The sequence below is a fragment of the Flavobacterium sp. genome (assembly GCF_027483985.1).
GTDB lineage: Bacteria > Bacteroidota > Bacteroidia > Flavobacteriales > Flavobacteriaceae > Flavobacterium.
The window spans coordinates 1-18,376 of sequence record NZ_JAIXTJ010000001.1; the positions used below are offsets into that span (position 1 = coordinate 1).

The following is an 18,376-nucleotide window of genomic DNA, read 5'->3' on the forward strand; positions in this document are numbered from 1 at the left end:
AATAGCCGCAAGAAATTACAAATAATAGAGTTATGAGCGCAGCAAAAAATATAAATATTACCCTAAAAATTTGGCGTCAGAAAAACTCCAAAGCTAAAGGGAATTTAGAAACATACAAACTGAATGATGTTTCTACAGCAAGTTCGTTTCTAGAGATGCTTGATCAATTGAATGAGCAACTTATTAATGATAAAATTGAGCCAATTGCATTTGACCACGATTGTCGTGAAGGAATTTGCGGAATGTGCTCTCTTTACATCAACGGTCGTGCACACGGTCCAGATACTGGAATTACAACTTGTCAATTGCACATGAGAATGTTTAATGATGGCGATACAATTTTTGTTGAACCATGGAGAAGTAAAGCATTTCCGGTAGTTAAAGATTTAGTTGTTGATAGAAGCGCCTTTGATAGAATTCAACAAGCTGGTGGTTTCGTATCTGTAAATACCTCAGGAAATACAATTGATGCTAATGCAACTCCAATTCCTAAAGAAGATGCTGATAAAGCTTTTATGGCAGCAGCTTGTATTGGTTGTGGCGCATGTGTGGCAACTTGTAAAAATGGTTCGGCAATGCTATTTGTTGGAGCCAAAGTATCGCAATATGCCTTATTACCGCAAGGAAAAGTAGAAGCTACAAATCGTGTTCTAAATATGGTGCGCCAAATGGACGAAGAAGGTTTCGGAAATTGTACCAATACTGGAGCTTGTGAAGTGGAATGTCCAAAAGGTATTTCTCTTGAAAATATTGCTCGTATGAACAGAGAATATTTAAAAGCAAGTATAAAATAATTCAATTATGAAGAAGTTACTAGGATTGTTTTTAACATTATTCTTTCTAAGTTGTTCCTCTGATGGAAGTACTGACGGTACAGGAACTGGCGGAAATGGCGGCGGTGGTGGAAATACAGTTGTTGATCCTTTTAAAGCAACCGTTGACGGCACATCGTATGTTTTTACAACATTAAATAATTCTAATATAGCAGATGCTTCAGGTGGTCTTTATGGAAATGCTTATTTTTTGATAAAAGGAAATAAGGACACTGGTGCCGCAAAACAAGGTAGTACAATAAGTGGTAAAATTGATACAAAAAAATATGAAATCAAATTGGCCATTCCTAAAAGTAATGTTGCTGTAGGTACGCATAACTTTGCAAGTGCAATTCAACCAAACGAATATTATGCTGATTTAGACATCACAGGAGTTGCTCCAGCTCAAACAGTGGTAACAAATACTGGTAATATTAAAATTACAAGCTACAATGCAACCACTAAAAAGATAGTTGGAACTTTTACATTTACCACAACAAATGGTTCTACTGCAGCAATCACACACAATGTTAATGGTACTTTTGATTATGTTTTACCTTAATTATATACTTCTTAAAATTATTATAGAACGCATTCATTAATTTGAATGCGTTTTTTTATATTTGGGTATCAAACTAAACCGATATGAAAAAAGTACTTTTTCTTTTTATTCTCTTATATTTTACCGTTTCCTTCGGGCAAGATGCTCACAAATATGTTAATCCAATGATTGGAACCGGTGGACATGGTCACACTTATCCTGGTGCGACTGTACCTTTTGGTATGGTACAACTTTCGCCCGATACACGCATAGATGGAAGTTGGGATGGATGTTCTGGTTATCACTACGACGATTCTATAATTTATGGATTTTCACACACACATTTAAACGGAACTGGTTGTACAGATTATGGCGACATAATGTTAATGCCAACAATGGGTCAGCCAAGTTTTATACCAAATGAATACGGTTCAAAATTCTCTCATTCAAACGAAAAAGCTACTGCCGGATTTTACTCTGTAAAGTTAGATAAGCACAATATTGATGTTAGTTTAACAGCTTCAACTCGCGTTGGGTTTCATCAGTATACGTTCAACAATGCAGGTCAAGCTAATATAATTCTTGATTTAAATCATAGAGATAAATTACTATATGGCGATATAAGAATCATTGATAACAAAACAATACAAATTCTAAGAAGAAGTGAAGCTTGGGCAAAAGACCAATATGTTTATGCTCAAATTGAGTTTAATGTTCCCATGAAAGTTAGTAATTTTAAATCAGATCAAATTATTGATGATTTTGATAATAAAAATTTTATTTCAGGAACTCAAGTTGCTTTAAGTTTTTCCAAAAAAGTTAAGAAAGGCGAAAAAATATTGGTGAAAGTATCGCTTTCGCCAACTAGTTATGAAGGTGCAAAATTAAATAGTTCCGAAATTAAGGGTTGGGATTTTAATAAAGTTAAAAAAGAAGCCGAACAACTTTGGGACAAGCAATTAGCTAAAATAGAAATTACTGAAACAGATAAAGATAAATTAGCGATTTTCTATACGGCTTTATATCACACAATGGTTCAACCAAATATCGCGCAGGATTTAGATGGAAAATACCGTGGTAGAGACAACAAAGTTCACAATGGAGAAGGTTTCGATTATTACTCGGTATTCTCACTTTGGGATACTTTTCGCGGTGCACATCCATTGTATACATTAATCGAAAAGAAACGTACCGCCGATTTCATAAATACGTTTCTAAAACAGTACGAACAAGGCGGAAGATTACCAGTTTGGGAATTAGCGTCCAATGAAACTGATTGTATGATTGGTTATCATTCGGTTTCGGTTATGGCTGATGCAATGGCCAAAGGAATAGAAGGTTTTGACTACGAAAAAGCTTTTACAGCAGCTAAACACTCGGCTATGTTAGATCATTTAGGTTTGGATGCTTATAAAAAACAAGGTTTTATTTCGATGGACGACGAGCACGAAAGCGTTTCTAAAACTTTAGAATATGCTTACGATGATTGGTGTATCGCTCAAATGGCTCAAATTTTAAACAAGAAAGAAGATTATTATTATTTTATGAAGCGTTCTCAAAGTTGGAAGAATATTTTCGATTGGAATACCGGTTTTATGCGACCAAAGAAAAACGGCGGTTGGGACAAACCCTTCGACCCACGAGAAATCAATAATAATTTTACCGAAGGCAATTCTTGGCAATATTCTTTTTTTGTGCCACAAGATATTCCTGGAATGATTGCTGCTTATGGCGGAGACGAAAAATTTGAAGCCAAACTCGACGAAATGTTCAACTCCGAAAGTAAAACTACAGGAAGAGAACAAGCTGATGTAACAGGATTAATTGGGCAATATGCTCACGGAAACGAACCAAGTCATCATATGGCCTATTTGTATAACTACATTGGAAAACCAGAAAAAACTACCGAAAAAGTACATTATATTTTAAATAATTTCTACAAAAACACACCAGACGGATTAATAGGAAACGAAGACTGCGGACAAATGAGCGCTTGGTATGTGTTGAGTTCAATGGGAATTTATTCGGTAACGCCTGGAAAACCTGAATGGATTGAAACAAAACCAAATTTTCATAAAATCAAGGTAAATTTTGAAAATGGTACTTCTCAATACATTGAAACAAAAGAATGGTTAAATAAAAATAATTATTTTGGATTTTATGCTTTGAATATAGGATCTGTTTATTCTCTTGATGGTTTTTATTCCGAAAATTACATAACAGTTCCAGTAATTCAAGCAGAAAGTAAATCATTTAAAGATAAAATGAAAATTGAGATTCTGTCACAAAATCCAGAAGATAATATTTACTATATTATTTTTGAAAAAGATGTTGATTATTCAACGATTAAAATGACATATGTTCCCTATATAAAACCATTTAATATTGAAGCTTCTTCAATAATACAAGCATATATTAAAAATGACAAAGGACAAAGTCAAACCATTTCCGCAACCTTCTTCAAAAAACCAAACAATTACACCATCGACATAAAATCTACTTACAATCCACAATACCATGCTGGTGGAAAAGAAGGTTTGATTGATGGAATTAATGGTTCGACCAACTGGAGAAAAGGTGATTGGCAAGGTTATCAAAGTCAAGATTTTGAAGCCGTTGTTGATTTGCAAACTGCAAAAGAAGTATCCAATTTTAGTGCAACCTTTCTACAAGACCAACGTTCTTGGATTTTAATGCCAACCAAAGTTGAATATTATAGTTCTACCGACAATGTCAATTTTAAATTAATTACTTCAGTCGAAAATGATGTTGATCCAAAAAAAGACGAAAACACAATCAAAGATTTTAATTTTATAGCATCAAAACCTATTAATGCAAGATACATAAAAGTAAAAGCTTATAATTTCGGAAAACTTCCTGAATGGCATATTGGTTATTTTGATAAAGGAGAAGCTTATATTTTTGTAGACGAAATAACAATTAATTAGTGATTAGTGATTAGTGATTAGTGATTAGTGATTAGTGAATAGAATATGAAAATAGCCTTAATACAAACTGATTTATCTTGGGAAAATCCCAATGAAAACAAAGCTTTACTTCAAGAAAAGATAAATGCTATTTCGCAATATGTAGATTTAATTGTTTTACCCGAAATGTTCACATCAGGTTTTACAATGAATCCCGAAAATGTTGCGCAAACTATGGACGGTGATGCCGTTTCGTGGCTAAAAGAAATCGCCTCAAATAAAAATTGCGCCATTACAGGAAGTTTAGTAATCGAAGAAAATGGCCACTATTTCAATCGATTGGTTTTTGTCTTTCCATCAGGTGAAATTCAAACTTATGATAAACGACACCTTTTTACATTAGCAGGAGAAGACAAAGTCTACACATCAGGAAAAGAAAAATTAATTATCGAATATAATGGATTTAAAATTTGTCCGCTTATTTGTTACGATTTACGTTTTCCAGTTTTTGCTAGAAATGTTGAAGATTATGATGTGCTGATTTATGTTGCCAATTGGCCAAAACCACGAATCAATGCTTGGGATATTTTGCTAAAAGCGCGCGCTGTAGAAAACATGAGTTATGTAATTGGCGTAAATCGAGTAGGGATAGATGCCAATAATCACGACTATGTTGGACATTCGCAAGCGGTTGATTTTCTTGGAAATTGTATTCAAGAACCACAGGAAATTGAAGGTGTTTTTGTGGTAGAATTTGATAAAAATATATTGTTGGAAACTAGAAAAAAACTAAATTTTCTAGCAGACAAAGACAACTTTGAACTTTTGAGTTAAGTGTAAAGTAGAATTGCTACTTAGTTTTTAAATCAAACTTCTCTTCCCAATCCCAGTTGGCACGAATATCAATTTCCTTCGGAAGGTAAATTACTTCCTCACTTTGGCGTTGTTCCAAGAAATTTCCTGGTGTCCAGCGTTTGTCCTTATTGTCGTCATAAATTATACGAACTGTATATTTCGCAGGATCAATTAAATCAAAATTTAACAAAGTTTCTTTTTCAGAATATAGACTTGCTAATACTTTTCCGTCTTTGTTAGTTAATTCTACAATAATCGGAAAACGTTTTACATTTTCGAGATTTATCCGCAGATTTCCATAATCAGAAATATCGCTGGTAGAAAAATCAAAAGACAAACTATCATTTTTCCGATCAAAATAATCGGTTAATCCGCCAGGTAAAACTTTTAAACTGTATTTTTCAAGAGGTTCTTTGTTAAAAACAAATTTCAATTCTTGTTTGAATTCATCATATTCATTGGTGAATTTTACTTCGGCTGAATCTTTATTGATAAGCTTCATTTTACTTGCATCCCATTTAGTTAAAGGAACAGTTGATTTTATTGCGAAAGCATCTCTAAAATTGGTCGATCCAACTTGCTCAGAGCTAAAACCTAAAGTATCCTTTTTCTGATCTTTTACTTTTATCGAATAGGTTTTAAGATAGTTGTTTTTTCTTATATCAATTCGGATAGAATCTTCTTTTACAGCCTTGTGCCATATTTGTAAAGAGTCTTTTTCAGGTAATTGGGTTACAACAAACGGAATATTTTCGGAATTCTTTTTAATTTCGATCTTAACATCTTTTGGATTTCCTTCATAGCCAATGGTGAATTTGGAACCCGAAGCTTGCGATAGATTTACCACTTTAAAAGGTAGTTCTTCTTTAAAAAGTTCTAATTGATAAACAGTATCATTTGGAATGGTTATAAACTCTTTTTTAAAACCTATTTTTTCGGTTTTTGGATCAAATTTGTTATTTCCGTTGGCATCTTTTATTGCAATTAAACGGTATTTGCCTTCTTTTAGGTTTTCAAATTTTACTATCTGCAAACTGTCTAAGGTATTGGTTACATATCGTGGAAGTTGTTTATAAATAACAGAATCATTGTATTTATCATTAGCATCATAAAGCATCAAGGATACATAGTTGTCTACCTTATTTTCAATAGCATCTTTTACTTTTGTGCTTAAATTTAAAGAATCAATATAGCTTCCGGTTGAAAAAACATATTTGAATTGTTGATAAGGATTTCCTTCGTTGTTATCTTCAATACTTTTTCCGAAATTAAAACTGTAAGTAGTATTCGGAAGTAACGTATCTTTAATTCTTATCGTAATAAATTTACTTGCGTTGTACGGTAAAATTTCGGGTTGGCGCTTTAAAGGCGGCGAAATAATCAATTGTTTGTTGATGTTTTTTAATTTTATGTATTCATCAAAATTGATTTTGATTTCTTTTCCGGTGAAATTTGTCGAAAAGTTTTTAGGAAAACTGCCCACCATTTTTGGCGCAATGGTATCTTTTAAACCTCCAGTGATAGTGCCTCTTTTTGCACATCCAATAGCGATAAAAACTAGTAGAAGTAAACCGTATTTGATAAAACTTTTTTGCATCAATTCATTAATTTCTTACCGCAAAATAACAATTATATTTAGTGTAAATGAAATCTTTTTATTTATAATTAACTAAATTGTCTTACTGAGTCATTGCCATACAAACAATGCTAATGCGAGCACCAGGAATTTTCAGTAATTCTCTACCACAATATTCAAGTGTTGAGCCAGTTGTGATCACATCATCGATTAATAAAAAATGTTTGTTGTGATGATTTTCATTAAATGCAACTCTAAAGATGTTTTCAATAGCTTCAGATCTACCAAGAAACGTTTTCTTAGTTTGTGTTTTAGAATATACTTTTCTAAACAAGATGGTATCGTTGTATGGAATATTTAACTGGTTTGAAAGCGCTTTGCCAAAAGTAGTCACTTGATTATAACCTCGTTCTTTAAATCGTTTCTTATGTAACGGAATTGGTATGATGTAATCAACATCCTTTAGCTGTTCACATTTTTTTAAATCTTCGGCATACCAAGTTCCAATGGCTTCACCAATTTCTTGATGGCCTTTGTATTTTAATTTGTGAATCATTTCTTGAACCATTCCTTTTTTGTGAAAATAAAGTAAGCTTGAAGCAAATTCTATCGGAATTCGTCCATAAAATTTAAGGAATGCTTCGTTATTCTGATTCAAATGTTGGTTCGTAATCGGAATTTCGTGTCTACAAGTCGTACAAATTACTAGTTCGCTTTCAAGCAAAAAGGAATTGCATCCTGCGCAAGCTTTCGGAAAAAAGAGGTTTATAATACTTTTAATCATCAAATTAGCCTTATAATTTTATAAAAATATAAAAATCAACGATTCGTTGGCAATTTATATTAAATTTTAAATTCACTTTTATATTTTTGCATCATTATGGCAAAACAAGAAGATTTATTTAAAAATGTAGTTTCGCACGCAAAAGAATACGGATTTATTTTTCCGTCAAGCGAAATTTACGATGGTTTAAGTGCGGTTTATGACTATGCACAAAATGGTGTTGAATTAAAGAAAAACATCCGTGAATATTGGTGGAAAGCAATGGTGCAAATGCACGAAAATATTGTTGGTCTTGACGCCGCAATTTTAATGCATCCAACAACTTGGAAAGCATCAGGTCACGTTGACGCCTTCAACGATCCATTAATTGATAACAAAGATTCTAAAAAAAGATACCGTGCCGACGTTTTAATTGAGGATTATGCCGAAAAATTAAATCTGAAAGCCAAAAAAGAAATCGAAAAAGCCAAAGTTCGTTTTGGTGATGCTTTTAATGAGCAAGAATTCATTACAACCAACACAAGAGTTGTAGAATATTTAGCTAAAGAAAGAGAAATTCTGGAAAGAATGGGACGTTCTTTAGGAAATGGCGATTTAGAAGATGTAAAAGCACTTATCGAAGAATTAGAAATTGCTGATCCAGAAACAGGTTCAAGAAATTGGACCGATGTGAAGCAATTCAACTTAATGTTCGGTACAAAACTGGGTGCTTCTGCTGAAAATGCAATGGATTTATACCTTCGTCCAGAAACGGCACAAGGGATTTTTGTGAATTTCTTAAACGTACAAAAAACCGGTAGAATGAAGATTCCTTTTGGAATTGCTCAAACTGGTAAAGCGTTCAGAAATGAGATTGTTGCAAGACAATTTATTTTCCGTATGCGTGAATTTGAACAAATGGAAATGCAATTTTTTGTAAAACCAGGGGAAGAAATGAAATGGTACGAATACTGGAAAGAAACTAGATTAAAATGGCATTTGTCATTAGGATTGGGTGAAAAAAATTACCGTTTTCACGATCACGAAAAATTAGCGCATTATGCCAATGCTGCTGCCGATATCGAATTTAATTTCCCATTCGGATTTAAAGAATTGGAAGGAATTCACTCAAGAACTGATTTTGATTTGAAAGCACACGAACAATTTTCAGGTAAAAAATTACAATATTTTGATACGGAAGAAAATAAAAATTATGTTCCATACGTAGTAGAAACTTCTGTTGGATTAGATAGAATGTTCTTATCGGTTTTTGCAACATCTTTGAAGGAAGAAACATTAGAAGATGGTTCAACAAGAACAGTTTTAGCTTTACCAAGTGTTTTAGCGCCAACAAAAGCTGCTGTTTTGCCTTTGGTTAAAAAAGATGGCTTGCCAGAAGTAGCTCAAAGCATTATCGACGATTTAAAATGGGATTTCAATGTAGCTTATGACGAAAAAGACGCAGTAGGAAGACGATACAGACGTCAAGATGCACTTGGAACACCATTTTGTATTACAGTTGATCATCAAACCTTAGAAGACAAAACAGTAACCATTCGTCACAGAGATTCAATGAAACAAGATAGAGTTGCTATTTCTGAATTAAGAGGAATCATCAACGAAGAAGTTTCTATGAGAAATTGGTTGATGAAAACGGTTTAGAAATTTATAAACACAAAAAAATCCCATTTTGATTTCCAAAATGGGATTTTTGTTTTAAGAAAGTTTTTTAAAAACGATATCCAACAGAAATACTGCCTTTTCCAGTTATCCTTGAATAATCAGTATCGTTTAGATTTGATGAAATAGAAAGATTTCTGCCAATACCTGCGCTGATTTCAAACATTACATTTCTTTTGGTGTACCATTTTCCACCCAAACCTATTCCTAAAGCAAAAGCTTTTACTTTTTCTTCTTTTTCAGTTGTGAAATTGCCGTAGTAATAATTGTCATATCTGCTAACATTTTGATATAAACCAAACCCTTCCATAAAAAATCCTGATACAGGTTTTTTGCCAAAATAAAATCTATAATATGGGGAAATCGCAAACGCTGTGTTGATATCAGCTTCTTTATCTAATAAAATAGTTATGGAAGTTCCAAAACTAGATTCATCATTGATAGCACGTTCATAGGTTGCATCAAATACTCCTAAAACTAGATACAAAGCATTTACTTTTATTTCGTTTTTTTTGAAGTCTGAAGCTTCGCTTTCTTTTTGACCAAATCCTTTTATACAAAGAAGTGAAAAGGCAAATACAATAATTATTTTTTTCATAAGTTTAGTTTTATTTTTTAAAATCTATATCCAACAGTAATTCCACCTCGTCCTACAAAAGTATGTCCGTAGTAGTCATTTTTTTCTGAATTTAAAAGATTTCTCCCAATACCACCGTTAGCCTCAAGGACTAATCCTCTTTTTGAAAGCAGTTTAAATCCAACGCCAAATCCTAAAGCAAAATCGGTATAACTATCACCTTTATCGGTAACTGTAGTATAGGTATTGGTTTGAAAATCATAAGTCTGATAGATATCGTCATCAATATCTAAGGTGTTTAACATAGCAAACCCTTCTACAAAGAATCCAGCGGCTGGTTTTTTACCAAAATAAAAACGATAGTATGGCGTAAGACTAAAGGTGGTTTCAAAGTCTTTTTCTAAAGCAAAATTTACTGACACTCCAATACCAGATTCGTTATTTAAAATTCGTTCATAACTAAATTCGGGCTGACCTAAAATTAAAAAAAGCGCATTGCTTTTCAATTCGTTTCTTTGAAATTCAAATTTTGTAGTTTCTTGGCTATTGGCAAATAAGGTGCACAGCAAAAAGGTAAATAAGAATAATTTTTTCATATTTTTTTTCTCAAAAATAATGATATCAATGAAGTAACCAATTATTTTAACATTAAATTTAATCTTCTTTAGGTAAGTTGATTTCTGTTAAGACAAACGCTTTCACTTTCTCCCAAGTTTTTAGGTTTAGCGAATAATAAATATTGTTGCCTTTATTTTTTCCTTTTATAAGTTTCACCCTTTTAAGTTCCGAAAGATGTTTTGAAACGGTCGATTGCGCTAATGGTAAAACTTCAATAATATCACCACAGGATGAAGTTGGATTATCCATTAAAAACTGTATAATCTTCAATCTAGCTGGATTTCCTAAAGCCTTCAGAATATCCGACATTTCATTGATTTTAAAGGAAAAACCGAATGTTTTTGTAATTCCCATATCGCTATATATAATATTTTAGGTTACTATTTTTAGTTTTACAATTTGAAATCGAAAATAATTCTCAGTGTTCTTTGGAAATGGTTTTGTACTTTCTAATTGGTTTCAAATTTAGAAAAGATTTTAACACTATTTGGTTAATTTAAGCAACTATTTTTTTCAATAAATAATTAATATAAATGCGTTGCTATTTTATTGTTATTCTTATGTTTAAATAATTATTAGGATGGTTTATTAAAGAATCTTTTATCTTATGCTCTTTTAGTTTTATTGTCAATTCTGTAAAATAGATGTTAATAACCTATTTTTTTCTAGATTATTTTCTCTTTTTTGCCATCATCCTCTTTTTTTGGAGATTTTACTTACAATTTACTCAATTTAAATTTTTAGCTAAATACTAATAATTTTTATTATTTTAGTAATAAATAGTAATTAATATATTAGTATACAATATTTTATAATAATATTTTAAATTATAATATAGCTATATATAGATATTATTGGTTTCTATTTTTGATGGCATAAAAACAACATAATTTGTACGAAAAAACTTTATTAATTTTGCTTTTAATCGATTATTCCTACCTTTTAACTAAAAAGGCTATAATGTTAAAAAGTCAGAGCGCGTTACCTTAGAGATGTTCATCAAAACTTATAATTTAGTGACGTTGTAAATGTGTGAATTACAACTATAAAAATAGTCCCCAAAGCTATCTTTAAACCAAACAAGAGTTGTGTGAACTCTTAAAACTAATGCTTTACCCCAAAACGTAAAGCAATTGAAGAATTTTACATTCGTAATAATTGATGACAACCCAAAAAACAGGTTGAAGACTAAAGCTGTGGCTGAAAGTTTTCAAAACATGTCTTTTTTGGCTATGGCTGACAATTATGATGATGGAATTGATGTTGTTTTAGAATTCCTTCCAGACATCGTTTTTCTTGAAATAGATCCACAAGAGCCAGATTCTAAATTATCATTAGGTTTTATTAATGAATTGCATCGCTATTTATCTGTAATGCCTAAAATCATTGTTACTACAACAAATGACACTCATTGTTTACAGTCATACAAATATGGCGTATTTGATTACCTAATCAATCCGATAGAAGCTAAGGAATTACGTAAATCTATTTTCAGACTAGATAAAGAAGGAATAAAAGGTTCTTCTTCCAGTTCAGCTGGTAATGTTCTTCCGCCATCGCTGTTCATTGCCGATGTTCCTAAAGTTGAAACTGTAATAACTGAAGCAGAAATCTCTACAATAGAACCAATTTCAGCCATAGTCCAAGAAGAAAGCGTACTTATTGCGGAATCAGAAATACTAGATGAAAATAGTTATGACCGTGAACTAGTTGAAAATAAAATTAATATCAGCGAAGAAGTAGCCACTGAACCAAAAGAAAATAACACCACATTTGAAATTAACGGAGGAAAAGACAAACCTTTAATAATTTGTGTGAAGTCTTATGGTGATTACCGATACATCGATGCAAAAGATATTTGCTACCTACAAGCAGACAACAATTCTACAGACATTCACCTGAATACTGGCGAAATGATCACCGCTTTTAAAACACTAAAGCATTTTGAAGGCGTTTTGAATTATCCTTTTGTGAGAATTCATAATAGTTATATTCTTAACATTGATTATGTTTCTAGAATTCACACCGGAAATGCAGTTTGCCACATTAAAAATACTACTACTAAACTTCCGTTTTCTAAGTCTTACAAAGAAAACATTGATACCATTATCGCTACTATAGCTTCAGGTAATTATTTGGAGATTTAATCCATTTTGCTTGCTAAGCAAGTGATGTACTTAGTCTTTTCTTATCCAATTTTATTTATCGACCAAAGACGTTTTTTTGCGTTAAAAGGAATTTTGATTCGCTAAATTTAGTTTAAATAATTGATAATCAATAATTTAATAATTATTTTTTCATTTTCAAAACCACGTAAAACTACGTGGTTTTAAAAAATGTCATTCACCCAAATTTGAGCGTCATTCACTATCAAATGATGTCATTCTACATTATACCCTTGAAAACGTATTTATCGAAACCCATAGCTGTAGTAGTTTTACGACATCAAAAGGCCCCAAAAGAGTTTTCAACGACTGGCTTTGCGAATAACAATTAAAGTCTAACAAAAACATAAAAAACTACTAAAATGAAAAAATCATTAGCAATTTTCGGATTATTCTCTTTAATGATGGTATTAACATCTTTCACAACTCCAAATGAAATTGGTGGAAGAAAAGATGTTGATACAGGAAACTTCGAAATCGGAGGAAGAAAAGATGTTGATACAGGAAACTTCGAAATCGGAGGAAGAAAAGATGTTGATACAGGAAACTTTGAAATCGGAGGAAGAAAAGATGTTGATACAGGAAACTTCGAAATCGGAGGAAGAAAAGATGTTGACACAGGAAACTAATTAAATACAAATTTGTAGACAAAAGCTATCATTATATGATAGCTTTTTTTATTTTTGTATTTAAAGCAAATAAAAATTGAACAAGAAACTAGTTATTTTAATTTTTCTATTACTACTTACAATATTAAGTTGTAGAAAAAGTACTAATCAAGAATATGAAGTTTCTCAAATAAGAGATAGTATTGCTTTTTATAAGAAAGCTATAAAATTTGAAAAAGAAGATAAAGATAAAATAGCATATAACTTCAGATTATATAATTTTTTGGAGCAGTCAGATAATTCCCTGCTTAACAGAAAAAATTTAGATTCGGTTATAAATAATTGTTATATTTTTGATGATTGGAATACCTACAATTTGGGTGCATCATTACTTTTAAAGCGTGCACGTTTGTCTAAAGATAGCTTGTTTATGGCTAGGGCATATAGATATAAAGGTAACTATTTTTACAAAAAGAAAAATTCAGATAGTTCATTCTTTTATTATTTGAAATCAGAAAAATTTTATTTGAATTTAAAGGATATCGAAAATTATGCTTTAGTATCTTTGAAAAAAGGAGTTGTTGAGTTGGAAATTAACGATTTTACTGGAGCAGATGTTTCACTTACCAAAGCATACAATATATTAAAACGTACTGATGACTATAAAAGAGTGTATGCTTGTTTAGTGACTTTGGGTTCAATTTCAACAGAGTTAAAAGAGTATAATCGTGCAATTGATTATTATAATAGAGCTTTATCATTGGTAATTTCTCAAAATTTAGTAGATGATGATGAAAAATCAAATTGCTTAAATAATATAGGTCTAGTTTATAGTGAAAAAAAAGAGTATACTAAAGCAATTTATTATTTTAATAAAGCCTTGTCAAAGGAAAATATTAATAAAGCAGAATCTTTAGATTTTTATTCTTTAATAATCGATAATCTAGCTTATACAAAATTAAAATCCAATGATTTTAACAATTTACCAAATCTTTTTTTTGAATCTTTAGAATATAGAGATCAAATTGAAAATGAATTTTCGAAAGTACCAACTTACAATCATATTTCAGAGTATTATTTTAAAATAAATGATACTGCTAATGCAAATAAATACTTTAAAAAGAGTTTAGATCTTGCTTATAAATCCAAAATACCAACTTATATCGCTACTTCTTTAAAGCAAGGTGCAGTAATTGATAAAAAGAATTCATTTGAATATTCTCAAAAATATATCAGAATAAGTGATAGTCTTCAAATTGAAGAAAGAAACTCCAAAGACCGTTTCGCTCGTTTGCAACTTGAAACTGATGAAATCATTAAGCAAAAAAATGATCTTGTTGAGCAAAACAGAGATATTTTAAATTATTTTATGGGTACAATGGCTTTCCTTGGGCTATTGTTTTTTATGAGAGCGCAAAGAGCACGTCGAAGAGAATTGGTGCTTACTCAAGCACAACAACGTGCTAATGAAGAACTATACAAACTTATTATATCGCAACAGCATAAATTAGATGAAGGCAAAATATATGAAAAAAACAGAATTGCCAAAGAACTTCACGATGGTGTTCTAGGTAGAATGTTTGGATTGCGACTCAATCTCGATGGTTTAAATAAGAGAAATGATGATCAAGCCATTGAAGAACGATTAAGATGTTTAGAAGAATTAAAAGTTATCGAACAAGATCTTCGCGAAATTTCTCACGAGTTGAGTAGAGAGAAATTCGTACTAATTAATAACTTTGTTACCATTGTAAACGGTTTGCTTGAAGAACAATCTAAAGTTAATTCAGCGAAATTAACTACAATTATTGGTGAAAATATTGATTGGGATTTGCTTTCTAATACCACTAAAATAAACCTGTATCGCATTCTTCAAGAGAGTTTACAAAACATAAATAAGTATGCCAATGCAAATTCTATAAAAATTGAGTTCAAAAAAGATAAAAAAGGAAATTTAATTCTTAATATTGTGGACGATGGCGATGGCTATGATTTAAAGAAGAAAAGTAACGGAATAGGAATAAAAAATATGGTCGATAGAACACACGAAAGTGAAGGAACTATCGAAATCAAATCAGAGTTGAAAAAAGGAACGCAAGTTTTAGTGGTAGTTCCATTAGAAAGTAAAACATTAAAAGTATAAAAATGCCCCAAAACATTAATGTATTAATAGTAGACGATCATCCTTTTATTATTCAAGGATATAAAAATGTGATCAAATTGTTTCCTGATAAGAATATAGAATTCACCTTTTATGAAGCAATTGATTGCAAATCTGGCTACGAAGCGGTAATAAATGCAAAGGTTAAATATGATATAGCTTTTCTTGATGTGAGTATGCCTACCTACGAAGAGAAAGGTATAAATACAGGAGAAGACATCGCAAAGTTATTAATGAGAGAAATTCCTGAATGTAAAATTGTGTTGCTAACAATGCATTCAGAAAGTTTAAAAGTGCAATCAATTATTGATGAAATTGATCCGCTTGGATTAATAATCAAGAATGATTTAGGGTTTGATAGTATGATTTTAGCACTACAAACAGTACTTAAAGGAGATAAATATTATAGCGATTCAGTAATCAAGTTTTTAAATAACCAACAAAAAGAGAAAGTATATGTTGACGTCATTGACAGACAAATATTACTTTACCTTAATAAAGGAATTAACTACGACGATATTCCTCTTTACATTTCTATTTCTTCAAGTTCAGTAAAAACTAGAAAAGAACATATGAAAGAGTTATTAGGAATAGAAGGTTGTGAAGATCGAGAATTAGCAGAAGTTGCCAAAGACCGAGGTATGTTATTATAAAAAAAAAGCGATACATTTACATATCGCTTTTTTTTATGTTCTATTCTTCTAAAGCATTCCAACCACGAGCTTTTAAAGGAATTTTAGTGTTGGCTCTAGTTATCAAATGCGTTCCTTCGCTTTCACCAACCATATGTCCGATTACCGTGAAATTTGGATTGGCTTTTATTTTGTCAAAATCGTTAATTGCAATGGTAAAAAGTAATTCATAATCTTCACCACCATTTATAGCAACTGTAGTGGAATCGATATTGAATTCCTCACAAACATTGATAAACTGCGGATCAACCGGAATTTTTTCTTCGTATAAATTACAACCTACTTTTGATTGCTTGCAGATATGAATAATCTCAGACGATAATCCATCCGAAATATCAATCATTGAAGTTGGTTTTACTTCCAATTTCGATAATAATTCTTTTATATCGTGTCGTGCTTCTGGGCGTAATTGTCTTTCTATTAAATAAGTATAAGCATCTAAGTCAGGTTGATTGTTTGGATTTACTTGAAACACTTGCTTTTCACGTTCCAAAACTTGTAATCCCATATAGGCCGAACCTAAATCGCCAGAAACTACTAATAAATCGCCTTCTTTTGCACCACTTCTGTATACAATTTCATCTTCGTTTGCCTCACCAATTGCTGTGATTGAAATAATTAAACCTTTTTGAGAAGAAGTTGTGTCGCCACCAATAACATCAACATTGTAAAATTTAGAAGCTAATGCAATTCCGTCAAATAATTCTTCCAAAGCTTCCAACGGAAAACGATTAGAAACTGCAACCGAAACGGTTATTTGAGTTGCTTTAGCATTCATCGCACAAATATCTGAAACATTAACCACAACAGCTTTGTAACCCAAATGGCGCAATGGCATATATGATAAATCAAAATGTACGCCTTCAATCAATAAATCAGTTGAAACGACTATTTTTTTATCTTTAAAATCTAAAACAGCAGCATCGTCACCAATACTTTTTATAGTTGAGGTATTTTTTACATCAAAATTTTTTGTCAAATGGTCTATCAATCCAAATTCGCCCAATTGCGAAAGTGAGGTTCGTTGCGGATTTTTATCTTCTATCATTTTGCAAAGGTAAGAAAGATTAACGATTGCTGATTAACGATTTTTGATTTTTGATTTTATCTAAAAAGAAAATAAAATTATTTTTTTGCTATAAAGACACAGAAGTACAAGGTATTGTGCAACTTTGTCATTTCGACCTTTTGGGAGAAATCACATAATAAAACCACATTCAAAAGTATAATCTTAATTTCTTGATGGTTTAAAAAAGAAAATTTTATCTTTATGTTCAATTATAATTTAAAATGGAAAATCTAAAAATTACAACCTTAACAATAAATCCGTCATTGGACAAATCAACTCATTTCACAGGATTGGTTGCCGAACAGAAAATTCGTTGCGAAAAGCCACGATATGATGCTGGCGGTGGCGGAATAAATGTATCGAAAGCGATTGCTAAATTAGGCGGAACTTCTACTTGTGTTTTTACGTCTGGTGGTTCATCTGGTGAAATGTTGGAAGAATTAGTCGCAAATGAAAATCTAGAAAGTTGTGTTATCAAAACAAAAAATTGGACCAGAGAAAATTTCATAGCATTCGAAAATACAAGCAAAGCACAATATAGATTCGGTTTTCCAGGAAATGAATTTTCAGAAAAGGAAAAAATTGAAATTTTGAAAACCATAAAAGAATTAAAAACCGATTATCTAGTAATCAGCGGAAGCTTAAATGAAGGTTTATCAACGAATTTCTATCAAAAAATAGCAGAAAACGCCAAAGAATCAAGCATAAAAGTTATCGTTGATACTTCAGGTGAAGCCTTGCAAAAAGCATTAGAAACTGGCGTTTATTTAATCAAGCCCAATATTGGCGAATTAGCAAAACTTATTGGTGTTGACCGACTAGAATTATCAGATGTAGAAAAAGCAGCAAAAGAACTCATCGAAAATAAAAGTGCCGAAATTGTGGTAGTTTCACTTGGAGCTGACGGTGCAATTTTGGTCACAAAAGATGAAACACATTTAGTAAAAGCACCAAAAGTAGAAAAGAAAAGCACCGTTGGCGCTGGCGACAGTATGGTTGGCGGAATGGTTTGGGCATTATCACAAAATAAATCCCTAAAAGAAGTAATTCAAATAGGTGTTTGTTGTGGAACAGCAGCCACTATGAACGAAGGAACACAACTTTTTAAAGCAGAAGATGTAATGCGATTACTAAAAGAAATCTAACAAAAAACCCAACAACTTTCGTCATCGGGTTCAGTCTTTCTTCTTATATCTTTTTTCTATTCTCTAATTAATCATTCAACTTCAAAACAGCCATAAACGCTTCTTGCGGAATTTCAACATTTCCTACTTGACGCATACGTTTTTTACCTTTTTTCTGTTTTTCAAGAAGTTTTCTTTTACGAGAAAT

At 31.5% G+C, this 18,376-nt stretch carries 17 protein-coding genes; 10 read left to right on the forward strand and 7 right to left on the reverse strand.

Annotated elements, in window-relative coordinates; all coding sequences use genetic code 11:
* The first annotated feature begins 32 nt into the window (after positions 1-32).
* The 4 genes from Q0050_RS00005 to Q0050_RS00020 all read left to right on the forward strand — a co-directional run bounded on the left by Q0050_RS00005 (position 33) and on the right by Q0050_RS00020 (position 5,114).
* Entirely contained in the window at positions 33-794 is a 762-nt protein-coding gene (locus Q0050_RS00005; protein ID WP_298391428.1) for a succinate dehydrogenase/fumarate reductase iron-sulfur subunit, read from the forward strand.
* Between the two features lie 7 nt (positions 795-801).
* Positions 802-1,374, forward strand: coding sequence for a hypothetical protein (locus tag Q0050_RS00010; protein WP_298391430.1), 573 nt, complete (start codon positions 802-804; stop codon positions 1,372-1,374).
* Positions 1,375-1,457: 83 nt separating this feature from the next.
* A complete protein-coding gene (locus Q0050_RS00015; RefSeq protein WP_298391431.1) occupies positions 1,458-4,301 on the forward strand; it encodes a GH92 family glycosyl hydrolase in 2,844 nt (947 codons plus the stop codon).
* A gap of 45 nt (positions 4,302-4,346) precedes the next feature.
* Positions 4,347-5,114: a nitrilase family protein gene (locus tag Q0050_RS00020; protein WP_298391433.1), complete on the forward strand. Its 768-nt coding sequence runs from the start codon at positions 4,347-4,349 to the stop codon at positions 5,112-5,114.
* Between the two features lie 16 nt (positions 5,115-5,130).
* Here Q0050_RS00020 and Q0050_RS00025 read toward each other — a convergent pair whose 3' ends face one another.
* Both Q0050_RS00025 and Q0050_RS00030 read right to left on the reverse strand, forming a co-directional pair.
* On the reverse strand, positions 5,131-6,732 hold the full coding sequence (locus Q0050_RS00025; protein WP_298391435.1) for an Ig-like domain-containing protein: 1,602 nt from the start codon (positions 6,730-6,732) through the stop codon (positions 5,131-5,133).
* An 82-nt stretch (positions 6,733-6,814) separates the two neighbouring features.
* Positions 6,815-7,495, reverse strand: coding sequence for a ComF family protein (locus Q0050_RS00030; protein ID WP_298391437.1), 681 nt, complete (start codon positions 7,493-7,495; stop codon positions 6,815-6,817).
* A 96-nt stretch (positions 7,496-7,591) separates the two neighbouring features.
* On the opposite strand from Q0050_RS00030, the gene Q0050_RS00035 reads away from it, so the two are divergent.
* Positions 7,592-9,136 (forward strand): glycine--tRNA ligase, encoded by a 1,545-nt coding sequence (locus Q0050_RS00035; protein ID WP_298391439.1) that lies wholly within the window; start codon positions 7,592-7,594, stop codon positions 9,134-9,136.
* Positions 9,137-9,203: 67 nt separating this feature from the next.
* On the opposite strand, the gene Q0050_RS00040 is transcribed toward Q0050_RS00035, so the two are convergent.
* The 3 genes from Q0050_RS00040 to Q0050_RS00050 are packed head-to-tail and all read right to left on the reverse strand — an operon-like array spanning position 9,204 to position 10,703.
* Positions 9,204-9,752, reverse strand: coding sequence for a DUF3575 domain-containing protein (locus Q0050_RS00040; protein WP_298391441.1), 549 nt, complete (start codon positions 9,750-9,752; stop codon positions 9,204-9,206).
* A 17-nt stretch (positions 9,753-9,769) separates the two neighbouring features.
* Entirely contained in the window at positions 9,770-10,327 is a 558-nt protein-coding gene (locus Q0050_RS00045; protein ID WP_298391443.1) for a DUF3575 domain-containing protein, read from the reverse strand.
* Between the two features lie 58 nt (positions 10,328-10,385).
* A complete protein-coding gene (locus Q0050_RS00050) occupies positions 10,386-10,703 on the reverse strand; it encodes a helix-turn-helix transcriptional regulator (protein ID WP_298391445.1) in 318 nt (105 codons plus the stop codon).
* A 779-nt stretch (positions 10,704-11,482) separates the two neighbouring features.
* Here Q0050_RS00050 and Q0050_RS00055 point away from each other — a divergent pair.
* From Q0050_RS00055 to Q0050_RS00070, 4 genes are all read left to right on the forward strand, one after another.
* Positions 11,483-12,496 (forward strand): LytTR family DNA-binding domain-containing protein, encoded by a 1,014-nt coding sequence (locus Q0050_RS00055; protein ID WP_298391447.1) that lies wholly within the window; start codon positions 11,483-11,485, stop codon positions 12,494-12,496.
* Positions 12,497-12,876: 380 nt separating this feature from the next.
* On the forward strand, positions 12,877-13,143 hold the full coding sequence (locus Q0050_RS00060; protein ID WP_298391449.1) for a hypothetical protein: 267 nt from the start codon (positions 12,877-12,879) through the stop codon (positions 13,141-13,143).
* 76 nt (positions 13,144-13,219) lie between these two features.
* Entirely contained in the window at positions 13,220-15,265 is a 2,046-nt protein-coding gene (locus tag Q0050_RS00065) for a tetratricopeptide repeat-containing sensor histidine kinase (RefSeq protein WP_298391451.1), read from the forward strand.
* Positions 15,266-15,267: 2 nt separating this feature from the next.
* Positions 15,268-15,936 (forward strand): response regulator transcription factor, encoded by a 669-nt coding sequence (locus tag Q0050_RS00070; RefSeq protein ID WP_298391453.1) that lies wholly within the window; start codon positions 15,268-15,270, stop codon positions 15,934-15,936.
* Positions 15,937-15,976: 40 nt separating this feature from the next.
* Here Q0050_RS00070 and thiL read toward each other — a convergent pair whose 3' ends face one another.
* Entirely contained in the window at positions 15,977-17,023 is a 1,047-nt protein-coding gene (thiL, locus tag Q0050_RS00075; RefSeq protein WP_298391455.1) for a thiamine-phosphate kinase, read from the reverse strand.
* A gap of 242 nt (positions 17,024-17,265) precedes the next feature.
* On the opposite strand from thiL, the gene Q0050_RS00080 reads away from it, so the two are divergent.
* Entirely contained in the window at positions 17,266-18,189 is a 924-nt protein-coding gene (locus Q0050_RS00080) for a 1-phosphofructokinase family hexose kinase (protein WP_298391457.1), read from the forward strand.
* Positions 18,190-18,256: 67 nt separating this feature from the next.
* On the opposite strand, the gene Q0050_RS00085 is transcribed toward Q0050_RS00080, so the two are convergent.
* The coding region (locus Q0050_RS00085; protein ID WP_298391459.1) for a hypothetical protein at positions 18,257-18,376 on the reverse strand (120 nt) is incomplete at its 5' end.